The sequence below is a fragment of the Clostridium sp. HV4-5-A1G genome, from assembly GCF_900184915.1.
GTDB lineage: Bacteria > Bacillota > Clostridia > Clostridiales > Clostridiaceae > Clostridium_B > Clostridium_B aromativorans.
Genome location: NZ_FXYI02000076.1, coordinates 1 through 15,940, shown reverse-complemented (window position 1 = coordinate 15,940; position 15,940 = coordinate 1). Strand labels below are relative to the sequence as shown.

The window sequence follows — 15,940 nt, the reverse complement described above, 5'->3', positions numbered from 1 at the left end:
TATTTATATGGAATAATTTTTTAAAAATGAAAATAGGAATTAATATAAAGAAAGGAGATGAGAAAGATATATACTAAGGAGATATTAAACATTTTACCGGAAAATTTAAAGACTGCTATTGGAGATTTAATAAAGTCCCCTTATTTACAGGAAATAAGGATAAGGGTCAATAGATCCTTAATACTCCAATTAGGATTGAAAGAGGTTGTGTGTGGATATATACCCAGGATGGAAGATCTAAAAATAATAATTCAGAGAATGAGCAATTATTCTATATATGCCTTTGAGGAAGAAATTAAGCAGGGTTATATAACTATCAAAGGCGGTCACAGAGTGGGTATATGTGGGAGATGTATTATTGAAAAAGGTGAAGTTAAGACCATAAAAGATATAGCATCTATAAACATCAGAATATGTAGGGAAATTGTCAACTGTTCTGATTCCATTATGAAGTTTTTGACAAGAGAAGATGAGATAATAAATACTATAATAATTTCACCTCCTAAGGGTGGAAAAACCACTCTTATAAGAGACATTGTGAGAAATATATCTGGAGGTATGCAGAATATAGGCCTTACGGGTAAAAAAATATGTGTAATAGATGAGAGAAGTGAAATAGGGGCTTGTTTTAATGGGATTCCGCAGATGAATCTGGGAATTAGAACTGATGTACTTGATGGATGCCCCAAGAGTCAGGGCATAATTATGGCTATTAGAAGCATGTCACCGGACGTCATAGTTTGTGATGAAATTGGAACTTATAAGGATATGGAAAGTATTCTAACAGCATTGAATTCTGGAATAAGCTTGATTGTAACTATTCATGGTTATGGAATAGAAGATCTGTACGGAAGGCCGGTTTTTAAGGAAATAGTGGATAATAAAATATTTAAAAGGGCCATAGTATTGAGCAGCAGAAAAGGTTCCGGTACAGTTGAATATGTGTATGATTTTACAAATAGTTCTGTAATATGGAGGAGATGAAATGCTGAAGATTTTGGGGTATATTATGATAATATTTGCTTCCACTGGAATAGGATTTACTTACGGAGGAATTTTCAAAAAAAGGGTGGAACAATTAAAAGAAATGCAGAGATGTATTCATCAGCTTCAAAATGAAATCATGTATACGCATACTCCGCTGCCGGATGCCATTTTAAATACAGCGTTAAAAAGTATTGATCCCATTAAAGATGTTTTTAAAGATATATCATCTATGCTTTACAGTAATTCCGTTGACAATGTATATGAGGCTTTTAAATGTGCATTTAGTGATAAAAGAGAAATTTTAAGTTTGAAAAATGAAGATATATCTGCAATATTGGATTTATCAAAAACACTTGGAGAATCAGATATAGAGGGACAAAAAAGAATGTTCTCACTGACTTTGGACAACATAAAAAATCAAATTGAAGTTTCAAAAATTGCAATGAATAAAAATTTAAAGATGTATAGGTGTCTTGGGTTTTCACTGGGAGCTGTGATAGTGATAATTTCAGTCTGAGTGGCAATATGTGTGTATTTAGATAAATTCCATAAGAAATGAAAAAGGGGAGAAAATCAAATGATGGACATAAGTTTAATTTTTAAAATAGCTGGAGTGGGCATAATTGTCATACTTATAAATAAAGTGTTAGAGGCCAGCGGCAAAGGTGATTATGCAGTGTTGACAAATCTTACTGGAATTTTAATTGTACTTATGATGGTGATAGATTTGGTGAGTAAATTGTTTAATGCCGTCAGGACTATGTTTCAGCTTTAGGAGAAGATTATGGAGATAATTAAAATAGTAGCTTTTGCCTTTATTGCCTTGTTTATAACTCTTCTGTTTAAGGGAAAAAGAGATGATATAGCAGTATACATAAGTATAGTTGCCGGAGTTATTATATTTTTATTTATGATAACAAAGATAACAGCCATACTTCAATTTATCCAGCAGTTGGCAGTTAAGGCAAATATAGATTTTGTTTATTTAACTACTGTATTTAAAATACTTGCCATTGCGTATCTGGCTTCTTTTTGCAGTGAAATATGTAGAGATGCTGGACAGGGAAATTTAGGAGCAAAGGTTGAATTTGCAGGTAAGATTTTAATTTTAGTACTTGCAATTCCTATACTTATGGCTGTGTTACAGTCAATTTTAAAAATTATGTAGGTGTTAATATGAAGAATGTTATAGTGAGTTTACTTATAGGTTTATTTTTAAGTTTAATAATGGGCTTTAATGTACAAGCTTTTGACACCAATACAGTGAACACCAATATACAGGATAATGCCCAACTGGAGAATACATCTCAAAATGGAACGGGAAATAAGGAAAGTGAAGCTCAAGAACAGCAAATTGAAAATTTTTATAACTATATATCCAATATGAAAACAAAAAATGAAGTTTTAAAAGATCTGGATGCAAAAGATTATGTGAAGAATTTTATAAAAAGTGGAGATGGGAAAATATCACTTAAAAAAATCATGAATATACTGATATCCTATGGACTTAGGGAAATGTCAGCATGTATAAAACTTTTGGTACTTTTGATAGTCATTGCACTCATATGTGCACTGCTCACAAATTTACAGAGAGCCTTTAGCGGTGAGGGATTATCCAATATAGCTTACTTTGCCTGTTATTCACTTATTATAATAATAATGGCAAAGAGTTTTTATATAGGGGTGGATATCGCCAGATCCACCATAAAGGAAATGACAGATTTTATGGTAGCACTTATACCAATACTTATAACTCTAATAGCGGCCGTAGGTGGATTTGTGGAAGCTTCTATTATGGATCCAATTATAATAGGCGCTATTAACATAAGTGCAAATTTGTTTATGGATATTATAATACCGATAATATCTATGTCTTTTGTACTTCAGTTTGTGAACAATTTATCTTCGGAATATAAGATAGATAAGCTTACTAAACTTTTAAATCAATGTGCACTGTGGGCTCAGGGGATTATAATGACCGTATTTATAGGTATTGTGACTGTAAGGGGCATAACTTCAAAGAGCATCGATGAGGTTACTGTAAAAACGGCTAAATTTGCAGTGGACAATTTTGTACCAGTAGTTGGTAAAAGCCTTTCAGATGCAGTGGCCACTGTAGCAGGATATTCCTTTTTGCTGAAAAATGCACTGAGCAGTCTAGGGCTTTTGATCATCATTATCATATTACTTTTTCCTATAATTAAATTGATTATTATGATAGTTTTGTATAAGATCACTGCAGCTCTTATAGAACCCATAAGTGACGGAAGACTGGTAAATTGTATAAATTCTGCAGGAGATTCTCTTATTCTTGTAATGGCCTGTTTAATATGTGTGTCTGTGATGTTTTTTATAATGATAGCCATGCTGGCATCGGCGGGAAAGGTTATGATGTGAAGGAAGGTGGAGATGCGTGCTTCAATCTTTAAGAGAATGGCTGATAAGTGTATGTACTGCTGTATTTTTTATAATAGCAGTGGAGATGATTCTCCCGGATAACAGTATGAAGAAATATTGTAAATTTGTACTGGGACTGATTCTTATTACAGTATTTATCAATCCCATAATAAAAGTATTCAATAGGGATTTTAATATAAACAGCTATACTGAAAAAGCCGTGGAGGACTTTAATAAAGATTTTGGGACTAAAGAATCTTCCAGTGAATTTGACAAGTATAAGCAGGAAAATATATCAGAGACTATAGAAACCTTTGAGGCAAACTTGCAGAACAGCTGTGAGAAAAATCTTGAAGAAAAATATCCGGAGGGAAAATATGAAATTAAAGTGGGAGCAGGGTATGATGAGAAAAATAATATGGTATATATAAAAAATATAAATGTAAAAATTAAAAATGGCAATGTAGAAAAAATAAAAAAGGTTGAGATAGGTGGTGAAACTGCATCTGTAGATAATTTGAATTCTGAAAATAGTCAAAAGGCTTCAGAGATAAAAACTTATTTAAGCCAGGAATTAAGTGTATCTAAGGATATTATACACGTAAATTCTTAGTAGGAGGTAAATCTATGAATTTAAAAAAATGGTTAAACAAAATTACCAAAGACAACAATCACAAAATTCATACTGACAAGAAGAATATTATAAATTTAGCCATAGTGTTTCTTATGGGAGTGCTTATAATTGCTGCTGTCAGCCTTTTTAGCGATTACGGTAAGAACACCTCCAGCAGCACTTCTAGCAGCAATATAAACGGTGATAACGGACAAAGCAATGGGGGAAATCAAAACCAAAGTCAAAGTGAAGCCTCCCAAAATGGTTCTGATAATTATGAAAAATCTATACAGGATAATCTGAAAAATACACTGGAGCAGATAGATGGTGTGGGGAAGGTAGAAGTTATGGTAAGTTTTGAAAGTGGAGAGGAAAATGTGCCGGCAGTTAATATAAATGACTCAACCAATACTACAGAGGAAAAAGACAATTCAGGGGGAACGAGAAATACCACTCAAAAAAATAACGGCAGTACAGTAGTAACCACAAATGATGGCAGCAAGTCAGAACCTCTTATACTTAAAACTTATAATCCAAAAGTAATGGGGGTATGCGTTGTGGCTGAAGGAGCTGAAGACAAGGTAACTGAACTTAGAATATCCAAAGCTGTTACTGATTTATTTGGAATATCCCAGGATAAGGTGAATGTATATCCTATGAAAAAATAGTATATAAATATATCTTTGTGCATATAATTTTTTTAGAAGGTAGATGGGGGGAATTGAAAATGAATAAAAAACAAGCTGTTATTATTGTGACTCTTTTAGCACTGATTATCTGTGTTGGAGTTGTTGCTACAAAATTAAATAGTCCTATAAATTATGTAAATGGAGTAGACAATGAAAGCGGCAAAAGTACCATATCTCTTAACAACAACAATACTAAGAATACAACACAAACTCAGTCTAAGTCCCAGTTTTTTGAGGAAACAAGACTTACCAGAGATCAAAAAAATGCTGAAACTCTTCAGACTTTAAAAAGTCTCATAGATGATACTAATGCATCCAAGGAAAACCGTGCAGATGCAGAGAAAAAGTATACTGAATTGGCAATGAATACGAATTATGAGATGAAAATAGAAAATATTCTAAAGAGCAAGGGATATGAAGATGTGATATGTTCTATAGAAGATAACAAAGTCAGAGTAATAGTTAAGGGAAAGAATAAATTGTCAGATAAGGATACAAGAGTGATAAAAGATGTAGTCATGAGTGTGTCTAAGATTCAAGATGTGGAAATAGAAGTTAAACAGGGTTAAAGGACGTAGAGTATTACATAAAATAAGTAATTGTAAAAAAAATATTCCTTTGCTATAATATATATAACGTGGGTCTTTCGATGATGTGAAAATCTAGGAGGTGCAACAATGGAAGAAAATACGAATAATGAAATAGATATGGGTATTGTAAAAATATCTGATGAAGTTGTAGGTGTGATTGCGGGCCTTGCTACTACTGAGATAGATGGGATAGTTGGAATGAGTGCCAGCCTTGTGGGAGGAATTACTCAAATACTGTCGGGTAAAAAAAATTTATCTAAAGGTGTTAAAGTAAATGTAGGCGAAAACAGTGCAGCTATAGATTTATATGTGGTAGTGGAATATGGAGTTAGAATTCCAGATGTAGCTTTGAAAGTTCAAGAAAATGTAAAAAGGGCAGTTGAATCTATGACGGGCCTTGATGTTTCGGCTATAAACATACATGTACAAAATGTTATGATTCCCAAAACAGAAGAAAGTAATGATGATGTAGAAGAGTGAAATAGGTAGTGCACCCGCTGATTTAAGGGTGCACTATTTTTATACAAATAAACTTGAACTAGTATATTAGTTTAAGTATAATTGTATCTGAAATGACAATAATTATTTTTATAGGCTACATTTAAGTAGGAGGAAAAAATGAATAGAAAGAAATCCAGGGAATTGACTATGAAATTATTATTTCAAATGACTATAAATAAAGAAAAATCCAGTAATATCATAATGAGTTTAAAGGAAAATGCCGTGGGAGAAGAGAAAAATTCAGCAGAGTATAATCAGGAAGAATTCTATGGAGAAAAAATCAGTGATTTAAAAGATTTGGACACACAGTATATAATAAGAGTTCTAAAGGGTATAGAGGAGAACAAGAATACTATTGACAAAGAGATTGAAAAGTATTTGAGAAAATGGAAATTGGACAGATTATCTAAAGTTGATGTGGCAATTTTGAGAATTTGTACTTATGAATTTTTATATGAAAATAGCATACCAGAGAAGGTGTCCATAAACGAGGCTATAGAACTGGCTAAAAAATATTCTTCAGATAAATCTGCATCTTTTATAAATGGCGTGCTTGGAAATATGATAAGGGAAAAATGATAATTGGATAAAAATGTGTAAGAATAAGATATTGAGAGGATAAGTGCTATGTACATTAAGACGTTGACGGTGTCTGATATTAATAGATACATAAAGAAGGCATTTGACAGTGATTTTATACTTGCCAATTGTTCTATTAAAGGAGAAATTTCCAACTTTAAACTTCACAGTAGCGGACATATGTATTTTTCTTTAAAGGATGAATACAGTAGAATAAATTGTGTTATGTTTAGAGATTCAGCCAGCAAATTGAATTTCCTGCCTGAAGATGGCATGAAAGTTGTAGCTAAAGGGAGAATATCTGTTTACGAAAAAGAAGGAGTATATCAGCTTTATTGCAGTGAAATGAAACCGGATGGCATAGGAGAATTGTACATGGCTTTTGAAAAGTTGAAAGCTGAGTTGGATAAAAAGGGTCTGTTTGATGAAAGACATAAAAAGAAAATACCAGCTTGCGCTTCAAAAATAGGTGTTATTACTTCGCCTACTGGAGCGGCTATAAGGGATATAATAAATGTTACTAAAAGAAGAAATGATAAAGTGAAGATTTTAATTTATCCAGCATTGGTACAGGGAGTAAATGCCAGTGAAGATATAATAAGGGGTATTTATAAATTGAATTCTATAGAGGATGTGGAGCTTATAATTATAGCTAGAGGAGGAGGCTCTATAGAAGAACTTTGGTGTTTTAATGACGAGAAGCTGGCAGAAGCCATATATAATTCGAAGAAGCCTATAATAACAGGAGTCGGACATGAGATTGACTATACTATAGCGGATTTTGTATCGGATAGGAGGGCACCAACTCCCTCTGCTGCTGCTGAAATTGCAGTATTTAACATGGATGAATTCTTGCAGAGGCTGTTAAATTATAAAAATGTGATCTCTAATTATATCGGGAACAGAGTAAACAGTGAAAGAGATAGATTATTTCTGTTGAAAAAAAGTTTGGAATCCTATAATCCCATGGTCTATATAATAAATCAATATGAAACTATAGATAAGTTTAAACAAATGTTGAATTTAAAGATGAATACAAAGGTTAATGAAGAAAAGGAGAAGCTCACTAAAATAAATTCTCTGCTTTCAGCCCATAATCCGTTAAATGTATTAAACAGAGGATATTCTATAATAGAAGACGAACATAATAATGTAATAAATACTATAGAGGAATTGAATAAAAAAAAGCGGGTTAAAGTCATAATGAAAGATGGAGATGGTGAATTCAAATTTAACCGCATCTAAAAAAGGAGGGTAATTATGCCTAGAAAAAAGGAAAGTTATGAAAGTATCATGCTGGAGTTAGAGAACATAGTAAATTCAATGGATACAGGCGGATTATCTTTGGAACAGAGCTTAAAAAACTATGAAGATGGAATAAAACTCTGTAATAAATTGTATAAAATGCTAAATGAAGCAGAAGGAAAGATAAAAATTCTTACTGAAGAGGGAGAAAAAGATTTTAAAGAAAAAGACAACCTTCGGATAAATAGTAAATAGTAATAGGAATGAGGAGAGTTTATTAATGAAAGTCAATAATGGTATAGTTGAAAAACTAAAAGGTGAAGTGGATGAATATTTAAAAGACTATATGAAGGGAAAAGGTTCTTATAATAAAAGAGTGTATGAAGCTATGGAATACAGCTTAAATGCGGGTGGGAAGAGAATAAGGCCTATATTATTCCTTTTAACTTATATGCTCTACAGGGATAATTACAGTGAAGTGATAGATGTAGCAGCATCTATAGAGATGATACATACTTATTCTCTGATTCATGATGATCTTCCGGCTATGGACAATGATGATCTGAGGAGGGGTAAGCCCACCAATCACAAAATATTTGGCGAAGCCATTGCCATGCTGGCAGGAGATGGACTTCTAAATGAAGCCATGAATTTGATGTTCAGGCATTGTATTGGAAGGGGACAAAATGCTTTAAAGGCCTGCAGTATTATTTCTGAAAGTGCAGGTGCTGAGGGAATGGTGGGCGGTCAGACAGTGGATATATTGAGTGAAAATACTGAGATACCAATAGATCAACTTTATTATATGCACAGCAAAAAGACCGGGGCTCTTATAAAGGGCTCTATAATTTCAGCAGCAGTACATGCGTCTGCCGACAAGCAGGATATAAGCAAGTTGGGGTATTATGGTGAAAAATTAGGATTGGCCTTCCAAATAAAGGATGATATATTGGATATAACAGGAGATACTGCTGTTTTAGGTAAAAAAACGAAGAGTGATTTGGATAATAATAAAACTACTTTTATAACCACTTATGGATTGAATAAATGCAGGGAAATGTGTAATTCAATTACAGGTGAATGCATGGATGTACTGAAGGAAATTAAAAAGGATACATCTCAGTTAGAGAATTTAACTTTATTTTTATTAAATAGAGAAAAATAATTTTCTGTGTAAAATATTTGTAAAGTGATTTTATTAATAAAAAAGGATAGATGAAAATGCTTAGTTTGCTGGATAGATATAAAGATATAAATGATATAAAAAAAATGTCTCTTAACCAGAAAAAACAATTTGCTGTGGAAATCAGGAGATTTTTAATTGACAAGGTATCTAAGACAGGGGGGCACCTGGCTTCTAATTTGGGAGTTGTAGAACTTACATTGAGTTTGTTCAGTGCATTTGATCTAAATCACGATAAACTTATATGGGATGTAGGTCATCAAGCTTATGTGCATAAAATTCTAACAGGGAGAAAGGATAGTTTTGATACTTTAAGGCAGTTTGGGGGAATAAGTGGATTCCCTAAAAGAAATGAGAGTGTATATGATTTTTTTGAAACCGGGCACAGCAGCACTTCCATATCTGCAGCCCTTGGTATGGCAAGGGCAAGGGATCTAGAACACAAGAATTATAATGTGATTGCAGTCATAGGAGATGGAGCCTTAACAGGAGGAATGGCGCTGGAAGCTCTAAATGATGTGGGATACAGGAAGACAAAACTTATAATAGTATTAAATGACAATCAGATGTCCATAGGGAAAAATGTAGGGGGAGTATCTAAATATCTGAATAAAATCAGGATAGATCCTAAATATAACAAGTTTAAAAAAGAAGTGGAAAATAAGTTAAAAAAGATACCGAATATTGGGGAAGGAATGGCAAAGTATCTTGAAAAACTCAAAAATGGAATAAAACAAATGGTTGTTCCGGGAATGTTTTTTGAGGATATGGGGATAAAGTATCTAGGCCCCATAGATGGACATAATATAAAAGAACTTACGGAAGTTCTTAATTCAGCTAAAAAACTAAATAATCCAGTTCTCATACATATAATAACCAAAAAGGGGAAAGGGTATGAGTTCGCCGAAAAGAATCCAGGCAAATTTCATGGAATAGGTCCATTTAATTGCAGCAGTGGGGAATTGGTGAAAACTTCAATCAATACCTATTCTAAAACCTTTGGAGCTGAAATGAGCAGTCTGGCAGAGAAGGATAAAAGAATAGTAGCCATAACTGCTGCCATGAGGGATGGTACAGGTCTTAAAAATTTTGCAGAAAGATTTCCAAAAAGATTTTTTGATGTGGGTATTGCAGAACAGCATGCAGTTACGCTGGCGGCAGGAATGGCCAGTTCAGGTTTAAAACCTGTTTTTGCAGTTTATTCTACTTTTTTGCAAAGGGCCTATGATCAGCTGCTTCATGATGTATGTATGCAGAATCTTCCCGTAGTTTTTGCAGTTGATAGATCCGGCATTGTAGGAGAAGATGGAGAAACCCATCAGGGCATATTTGATCTGTCATATCTGACTCAGATGCCAAATATGACTATCATGTCGCCTAAGTGTATAGATGAATTGCCTTATATGTTAAAGTGGGCATTGAAACAAAATTTTCCTATAGCTATAAGATATCCAAGAGGAGGGGATGATATACTTCTTAAACCATTGAAAAACTTTAATATTGGAAAATGGGAATATGTATCAGGAAAAGGTAAAATAGCATTGATAGCTCAGGGCAAAATGGTACAGCATGCAGTTTTGGCATCGCAGAGGCTTAAAGAAAGGAATATAGATATTAAAATTATAAGTGCCTGTTTTGCCAAACCAATTGATAAAACCATGCTCAATCAATTAATAGAAGAAAGAGCAACCATTATAACCATTGAGGATAATGTAGTAAGAGGTGGATTGGGCTCCTATATACTGGAATATGTAAATACCAAAGATAATAAAATTAAAGTGGTAAACTTAGGATTTCCAGATGAATTTGTGCAGCATGGCAAAGTTGACATTTTATATAAATTGTATGGATTGGATGCAAGGGGAATTGAAAGTGCTGTACTTAAAACAGAAGCATTGAGCCATGTATTTTAAAGGTGTGAGGGAGTTTATTATGTCAGAATCAAAAGAGAGGTTGGATGTACTTCTGGTAAATAAAGGTGTATTTCCTTCCAGAGAAAAAGCCAGGGCAAGCATTATGGCTGGAGAAATATTTGTAAATGGGCAGAGAGTGGATAAGTGCGGACAAAAAATAAAAGAGAGTTCAAATATTGAATTTAGAGGAGAAAAACTTCCCTTTGTAAGCCGTGGAGGATTAAAATTACAAAAATCTATAGAGAAATTTCACATAAATTTAAAGAATAAGGTTTGTGTAGATGTAGGTGCATCTACAGGTGGATTTACTGACTGTATGCTTCAGAATGGGGCTAAAAAAGTGTTTTCCATAGATGTAGGGTACGGGCAGTTTGCCTGGAAGCTCAGAATAGATAAAAGGGTAGTTTGTATGGAGAGAACCAATATAAGATATGTAACTCCGGATCAGATAGGAGAAGCTGCTGATTTTGCCAGTATAGACGTTTCTTTCATATCGCTAAAAAAAGTTATACCGGCAGTTATGAATTTATTAAAAGACAATGGCAGTGTAGTGGCACTTATCAAGCCGCAGTTTGAAGCAGGAAGAGAAAAAGTGGGGAAAAAGGGTGTTGTTAGAGAAAAATCGACGCATATAGAAGTTATAAATGATATTGCAAAATTTTTAAAAGAAAAGGGTTTGAAAATAATTTTATTGGATTATTCTCCCATAAAAGGTCCCCAGGGGAATATAGAATATCTCATATATTTTACTAAGAAAAAGGATTTTAATGGATTATTTAAAGACGAGGATATAATTAAAATAGTAGAAACATCACATGGTGAGCTCAATGGGGAGGAACTATGAAAAATATAGGTATTAATGTCAATACAACAAAAGACTTGAATAAACAAATGTTGAACTTTATAATAAAAAATATACATAATATAGATAATAATGTCAATATAAACGTATATGAGGACTGCGTAGGATTGGATGAAAATGAAAGCAATAGATTAGATGTGATTATAGTATTGGGTGGAGATGGCACTATACTGAATACATCTAAAAATGTACTTAAATCAAAGACACCTATACTGGGAATAAACATAGGGCATTTGGGATTTTTAGCTCAGGTGGAGATAAGTAACGTCAAAGAAGCCTTAAATAGACTGTTTATGGGAAAATATACAGTAGAGGAAAGAGATATGATACAGTGCAGTTATGATGATGGGAATGGCGTTAAAAGCTATGATGGTCTGAATGATGTAGTACTGTGTAGAAAAGTCGATTCAGGTATACAGAGATATGATATCTATATAAATGGTGCTTTCTACAATACATTTAATGGGGATGGTATTATAGTATGTACGTCCACAGGTTCCACTGGCTATAATTTATCTGCAGGAGGCCCCATAATACACCCATCTTTAGATGTACTGTGCCTGACGCCTATGTATTCACAATTTTTAACTGCAAGAACTATTATACTGGACAGCAGGTCACGTATAAGCATAACATCGAAAAAAAAATTTGAGAATGTATATTTATCCGTAGACGGCCAGCAGTGTATTGAAGTAAATGGGTTTGGACCTATAAAAATAGAAAGATCTCAAAACAAGAGAAAACTTATTAAATTTGACAATAATGATTATTTTAATACACTTAAGGAGAAAATTACATTTAAGGCAAAAGGATGTGAAGGTGAGATATATGAAGGTAACTAGGCATGCCAAAATATTGGAAATCATTAATTCAAATGATATTGAAACCCAGGAGGAACTTGCAGAAAAACTTAAAAAAAGTGGAATGAATGTAACGCAGGCAACTGTTTCAAGAGATATAAAGGAATTAAAACTTATAAAGGTACTGGCTGATAGTGGACGATATAAATATGCCACTATATCGCATACGGAAAATGTTCTGTCAAATAAACTTATAAATATATTTTCTCAAACAGTTATAAGTGTTGAAAATGTAAATAATTTTGTAGTGATAAAGACTATTTCAGGTTCTGCTCCGGCGGCAGCAGAAGCTATTGATTCACTGAATTTTATTGGAATAGCGGGAACCTTAGCTGGGGACAATACTATATTTGTCATGGCAAGAGATAATGAAAAAGCTTTAAGTATAACTCAAAGGATGAAAAAGATGATTTCTGGATAGGAGGGTTGCTCATGTTACTCCAGTTAAACATAAGAAATTTTGCACTTATAGAAAAATTAAGTATATCTTTTGAATCGGGATTTAACGTACTTTCTGGAGAAACGGGAGCTGGTAAATCCATACTCATTGATGCCATAAATTATGTATTGGGAGGAAAGTTCAATAGGGACTTAATAAGAACAGGAGAAAAAAAGACTTTTGTTGAGGCGGTTTTTACTGTAGAGAATCCTAAAACTTTGGAAGTTTTAGAAGAAGAAGAAATTGACTCCAATGAAAATCTAGTCATAATAAGCAGAGAATCTTTTCAGTCTGGAAGAACTGTGGCAAAGGTCAATGGAAGATCAATCTTGATGGCAAACTTAAAACATATAAGCAGTACTTTGCTGGATATACATGGACAACATGATAATCAAAATCTACTTTCAGAGGAAAATCATATATATTATTTAGATTACTATGGGGAGAGTTCCATTGGCAGCATGTTAAGGCAGTATGAAAAGGATTATAAAGATTTAATTCATATAGAGAATAAAATACAGGATCTTTCTGGTAAGAGTGAGGATAGGGAAAAACTTGTTGATTTTTTGAAATATCAGATAGACGAAATTGACTCTGCTAATTTAAAAGAGGGGGAAGAAGAAGAATTAAATGAAAGGTTTAAGATACTTTCAAATTCCGAAAAAATAAACAATACTATAAACAGTTGTTATGCAAGCCTTTATAGCAGCAATGGAGATAAAGGCTCCATATATGACAGTTTAGGTATGGTTATAAAGCAGCTTGCTTCCATAGAAAACATTGTTTCCAAGGTAAAGGATATATCAGACTCTCTCAAGGATAGTTATTATAACATAGAAGGGTGTATAGAGGATATAAGAGATATAAAGGATAATTTTTACTATGATGCAGGAGAATTAGAAGCTATAAATAGTAGAATATACAAGATAAATGGTTTTAAAAAAAAATATGGAAGCAGTGTAAAAGATATACTAAATTATAGGAACAAAATAGAAAAGCAATATGAAGAGATGAAAGATGTTTCTAAAATAATAGAAAATTTGAATTTGGAAAGACTAAAATTAGAAGATAAGATGAAGTTGAAATGTAAACAGCTTCATGAATGCAGATATAAAATAGCCCTGGACTTAGAAAAAAATGTTAAAAACGAGTTGAAGTTTGTAGGGTTGGAAAAGAGCGTATTTAAAATAGAAGTCAAACTGGAGCAAAAATTCAATTTAAAGGGCATGGATAAAGTGACTTTTTACATATCGACTAATCCAGGTGAACCCTTGAAGCCTCTTCAAAAAATTGTATCAGGTGGAGAACTGTCGAGGATGATGTTGGCATTAAAAACTGTATTTGTGGATAAAGATCACATTCCCTCTATTATATTTGATGAAATAGACACAGGAATAAGTGGAAGAATAGCGCAGTGTGTAGCTGAAAAAATGTACAATATATCAAAAAAACATCAGGTTTTTTGCGTGACTCATTTACCTCAGATTGCATCTATGTCCGATACTCATTATTGGGTTTCAAAAAGGGTTATTAAAAATAAAACCTATACCAAGGTTAAAAGAATGAATGAACAGGAAAAACAATATGAAATAGCCAGGATGATAGGAGGCTCTGAGGTTACGCCGCTTACTTTGGAACATGCTAAGGAAATTGTTAAAATGGCAGATTTAAAAAAATTGGAAAATAAAAATTGAAAAAGTTGTCTTTAAACATTTAAAGTAAATGCTTAAAAGGTGACTTTTAACTTTCTGTATAAATTTATATTTAAAAACAATACATTAACTATAGATGTAACTATATAATAGCATAATAACATATTTAAAAGGGCAACTTAATCCTAGAAAAAGCAATGTAAGACGGGAGGTAAAAGCATGAGAAAAAAGGTCAAAATCACATTGCGTTGGATGTTAATTCCAATCCTGTTTATGATGTTATGTGCTTATTATAAAATTGAAAATATAGATAAAGGTATTGGTTTATCTCAGGCAATCAAAACAAAGTCAACATTTAAAGCAGCTAAAGCCAGTGATATTACTGTGTATCCCGGCGGCCAGCCTATTGGAATAAAGTTGAGTACCAAAGGAGTGCTAGTAGTGGCACTTTCAGATATACAAACTCCTCAGGGAAAGGTAACAAGCCCAGCTGCACTGGCCGGCATACGAATAGGAGACAATATAATTAAGGTAAATGATACTTTTGTAAAAAATGCTGAGCAGACTCAGACTGAAATAAATAGAACAAAGGGAAAAAATATAAAAATAGTTGTGGAAAGAAATGGAAATAAAATTGAGAAGACAGTGAAGGCTGTAAATGAGCTAGAAGACAATAATTATAGAATAGGACTTTGGATAAGAGATTCTACTGCAGGAATTGGAACTTTAACTTTTTATGATGAAAAAAGTGGAATGTTTGCAGCATTAGGGCATCCCATAGTAGATGTAGATACGGGAACTAAGTTGAATATAAATTCGGGAGATATAGTTGACTCATCCATAGTATCTATTAAAAAGGGAGTTAAGGGAAATCCAGGTGAATTAAAAGGTATATTTGTAAATGAGGAACTTAAATTAGGTGATATAAATAAAAATACAGAATGTGGAATTTTTGGCAAGGGAAATGAAGAACTTAAGAATGTAAATTATGAGCCGCTTAAAATTGGTTTGAGAAGTGAAATAAAAGAAGGACCCGCTAAGATCCTCACTACTATATCAGGAAGAACACCTGAGTACTATGATATAGAAATACAGAAATTGCTGACTCAAGACCTGCCCGGACCTAAAAGTATGGTCATAAAGGTTACAGACAGCAGGCTGCTGAATAAAACTGGTGGAATAGTCCAGGGGATGAGTGGAAGCCCTATAATTCAAAATGGTAAATTGGTGGGAGCTGTGACCCACGTACTTATAAATAAGCCTGAGATAGGATATGGCATTTATATAGACTGGATGTTAAAAGATGCTGATATCCTGTTAAAGTAGAAGATATGCTAAAGTAATTATGTAGTTATAAAGATAGCATTTTAAATGCTATCTTTATAACTACATAAAGTATAATATATTTATTTAAGAGAATCAAAAAAATT

The 15,940-nt window shown here is 33.0% G+C and carries 19 protein-coding genes; all 19 read left to right on the top strand.

Going from position 1 to position 15,940, the window contains the following annotated elements; all coding sequences use genetic code 11:
* Window positions 1-66: 66 nt before the first annotated feature.
* The 19 genes from spoIIIAA to spoIVB all read left to right on the top strand — a co-directional run bounded on the left by spoIIIAA (window position 67) and on the right by spoIVB (window position 15,836).
* Window positions 67-984, top strand: a complete 918-nt coding sequence (gene spoIIIAA / locus J5G60_RS09735; RefSeq protein WP_190972184.1) for a stage III sporulation protein AA — start codon at window positions 67-69, stop codon at window positions 982-984.
* Window position 985: 1 nt separating this feature from the next.
* Window positions 986-1,504 carry a stage III sporulation protein SpoIIIAB gene (gene spoIIIAB, locus J5G60_RS09730; RefSeq protein WP_150356522.1) on the top strand — a complete coding sequence of 173 codons (519 nt, stop codon included), beginning with the start codon at window positions 986-988 and terminating at the stop codon, window positions 1,502-1,504.
* Between the two features lie 60 nt (window positions 1,505-1,564).
* Window positions 1,565-1,762: a stage III sporulation protein AC gene (gene spoIIIAC / locus J5G60_RS09725; RefSeq protein WP_150356521.1), complete on the top strand. Its 198-nt coding sequence runs from the start codon at window positions 1,565-1,567 to the stop codon at window positions 1,760-1,762.
* A gap of 9 nt (window positions 1,763-1,771) precedes the next feature.
* Window positions 1,772-2,155: a stage III sporulation protein AD gene (gene spoIIIAD, locus J5G60_RS09720; RefSeq protein WP_150356520.1), complete on the top strand. Its 384-nt coding sequence runs from the start codon at window positions 1,772-1,774 to the stop codon at window positions 2,153-2,155.
* An 8-nt stretch (window positions 2,156-2,163) separates the two neighbouring features.
* The gene (gene spoIIIAE / locus J5G60_RS09715) at window positions 2,164-3,384 is read left to right on the top strand and encodes a stage III sporulation protein AE (RefSeq protein WP_150356519.1); all 1,221 of its coding nucleotides are present in this window, start codon (window positions 2,164-2,166) and stop codon (window positions 3,382-3,384) included.
* 16 nt (window positions 3,385-3,400) lie between these two features.
* Window positions 3,401-3,997: a stage III sporulation protein AF gene (gene spoIIIAF / locus J5G60_RS09710; RefSeq protein ID WP_150356518.1), complete on the top strand. Its 597-nt coding sequence runs from the start codon at window positions 3,401-3,403 to the stop codon at window positions 3,995-3,997.
* 14 nt (window positions 3,998-4,011) lie between these two features.
* A complete protein-coding gene (gene spoIIIAG, locus J5G60_RS09705; RefSeq protein WP_150356517.1) occupies window positions 4,012-4,665 on the top strand; it encodes a stage III sporulation protein AG in 654 nt (217 codons plus the stop codon).
* Window positions 4,666-4,724: 59 nt separating this feature from the next.
* Window positions 4,725-5,255: a SpoIIIAH-like family protein gene (locus J5G60_RS09700; RefSeq protein ID WP_150356516.1), complete on the top strand. Its 531-nt coding sequence runs from the start codon at window positions 4,725-4,727 to the stop codon at window positions 5,253-5,255.
* A gap of 108 nt (window positions 5,256-5,363) precedes the next feature.
* Window positions 5,364-5,756, top strand: a complete 393-nt coding sequence (locus J5G60_RS09695; protein WP_150356515.1) for an Asp23/Gls24 family envelope stress response protein — start codon at window positions 5,364-5,366, stop codon at window positions 5,754-5,756.
* A gap of 138 nt (window positions 5,757-5,894) precedes the next feature.
* Complete coding sequence (gene nusB / locus J5G60_RS09690; protein ID WP_150356514.1) at window positions 5,895-6,356, top strand: transcription antitermination factor NusB; 462 nt, start codon at window positions 5,895-5,897, stop codon at window positions 6,354-6,356.
* A 48-nt stretch (window positions 6,357-6,404) separates the two neighbouring features.
* A complete protein-coding gene (gene xseA, locus J5G60_RS09685; protein WP_150356513.1) occupies window positions 6,405-7,601 on the top strand; it encodes an exodeoxyribonuclease VII large subunit in 1,197 nt (398 codons plus the stop codon).
* A 15-nt stretch (window positions 7,602-7,616) separates the two neighbouring features.
* Entirely contained in the window at window positions 7,617-7,856 is a 240-nt protein-coding gene (locus J5G60_RS09680; protein WP_150356512.1) for an exodeoxyribonuclease VII small subunit, read from the top strand.
* 25 nt (window positions 7,857-7,881) lie between these two features.
* Window positions 7,882-8,766, top strand: a complete 885-nt coding sequence (locus J5G60_RS09675; protein ID WP_150356511.1) for a polyprenyl synthetase family protein — start codon at window positions 7,882-7,884, stop codon at window positions 8,764-8,766.
* A 56-nt stretch (window positions 8,767-8,822) separates the two neighbouring features.
* Window positions 8,823-10,697, top strand: coding sequence for a 1-deoxy-D-xylulose-5-phosphate synthase (gene dxs, locus J5G60_RS09670; protein WP_150356510.1), 1,875 nt, complete (start codon window positions 8,823-8,825; stop codon window positions 10,695-10,697).
* A gap of 19 nt (window positions 10,698-10,716) precedes the next feature.
* Entirely contained in the window at window positions 10,717-11,541 is an 825-nt protein-coding gene (locus J5G60_RS09665; protein WP_150356509.1) for a TlyA family RNA methyltransferase, read from the top strand.
* A complete protein-coding gene (locus tag J5G60_RS09660) occupies window positions 11,538-12,401 on the top strand; it encodes an NAD(+)/NADH kinase (RefSeq protein ID WP_150356508.1) in 864 nt (287 codons plus the stop codon). The genes J5G60_RS09665 and J5G60_RS09660 overlap by 4 nt, the downstream gene beginning before the upstream one ends.
* The gene (locus tag J5G60_RS09655; RefSeq protein WP_150356507.1) at window positions 12,388-12,840 is read left to right on the top strand and encodes an arginine repressor; all 453 of its coding nucleotides are present in this window, start codon (window positions 12,388-12,390) and stop codon (window positions 12,838-12,840) included. Before J5G60_RS09660 ends, J5G60_RS09655 begins: the two co-directional genes overlap by 14 nt.
* 11 nt (window positions 12,841-12,851) lie before the next feature.
* On the top strand, window positions 12,852-14,552 hold the full coding sequence (gene recN / locus J5G60_RS09650) for a DNA repair protein RecN (protein ID WP_150356506.1): 1,701 nt from the start codon (window positions 12,852-12,854) through the stop codon (window positions 14,550-14,552).
* A 177-nt stretch (window positions 14,553-14,729) separates the two neighbouring features.
* The gene (spoIVB, locus tag J5G60_RS09645) at window positions 14,730-15,836 is read left to right on the top strand and encodes a SpoIVB peptidase (RefSeq protein ID WP_150356505.1); all 1,107 of its coding nucleotides are present in this window, start codon (window positions 14,730-14,732) and stop codon (window positions 15,834-15,836) included.
* Window positions 15,837-15,940 lie beyond the last annotated feature (104 nt).

What these genes read in the sequence shown, in the direction of transcription:
- spoIIIAD (WP_150356520.1), top strand. Translation starts at nt 1,772, where the DNA reads ATGGAGATAATTAAAATAGTAGCTTTTGCCTTTATTGCCTTGTTTATA.
- spoIIIAC (WP_150356521.1), top strand. Translation starts at nt 1,565, where the DNA reads ATGATGGACATAAGTTTAATTTTTAAAATAGCTGGAGTGGGCATAATT.
- recN (WP_150356506.1), top strand. Translation starts at nt 12,852, where the DNA reads ATGTTACTCCAGTTAAACATAAGAAATTTTGCACTTATAGAAAAATTA.
- dxs (WP_150356510.1), top strand. Translation starts at nt 8,823, where the DNA reads ATGCTTAGTTTGCTGGATAGATATAAAGATATAAATGATATAAAAAAA.
- spoIIIAE (WP_150356519.1), top strand. Translation starts at nt 2,164, where the DNA reads ATGAAGAATGTTATAGTGAGTTTACTTATAGGTTTATTTTTAAGTTTA.
- J5G60_RS09660 (WP_150356508.1), top strand. Translation starts at nt 11,538, where the DNA reads ATGAAAAATATAGGTATTAATGTCAATACAACAAAAGACTTGAATAAA.
- spoIIIAB (WP_150356522.1), top strand. Translation starts at nt 986, where the DNA reads ATGCTGAAGATTTTGGGGTATATTATGATAATATTTGCTTCCACTGGA.
- spoIVB (WP_150356505.1), top strand. Translation starts at nt 14,730, where the DNA reads ATGAGAAAAAAGGTCAAAATCACATTGCGTTGGATGTTAATTCCAATC.
- xseA (WP_150356513.1), top strand. Translation starts at nt 6,405, where the DNA reads ATGTACATTAAGACGTTGACGGTGTCTGATATTAATAGATACATAAAG.
- J5G60_RS09665 (WP_150356509.1), top strand. Translation starts at nt 10,717, where the DNA reads ATGTCAGAATCAAAAGAGAGGTTGGATGTACTTCTGGTAAATAAAGGT.
- J5G60_RS09680 (WP_150356512.1), top strand. Translation starts at nt 7,617, where the DNA reads ATGCCTAGAAAAAAGGAAAGTTATGAAAGTATCATGCTGGAGTTAGAG.
- J5G60_RS09675 (WP_150356511.1), top strand. Translation starts at nt 7,882, where the DNA reads ATGAAAGTCAATAATGGTATAGTTGAAAAACTAAAAGGTGAAGTGGAT.
- spoIIIAG (WP_150356517.1), top strand. Translation starts at nt 4,012, where the DNA reads ATGAATTTAAAAAAATGGTTAAACAAAATTACCAAAGACAACAATCAC.
- nusB (WP_150356514.1), top strand. Translation starts at nt 5,895, where the DNA reads ATGAATAGAAAGAAATCCAGGGAATTGACTATGAAATTATTATTTCAA.
- J5G60_RS09695 (WP_150356515.1), top strand. Translation starts at nt 5,364, where the DNA reads ATGGAAGAAAATACGAATAATGAAATAGATATGGGTATTGTAAAAATA.
- J5G60_RS09655 (WP_150356507.1), top strand. Translation starts at nt 12,388, where the DNA reads ATGAAGGTAACTAGGCATGCCAAAATATTGGAAATCATTAATTCAAAT.
- J5G60_RS09700 (WP_150356516.1), top strand. Translation starts at nt 4,725, where the DNA reads ATGAATAAAAAACAAGCTGTTATTATTGTGACTCTTTTAGCACTGATT.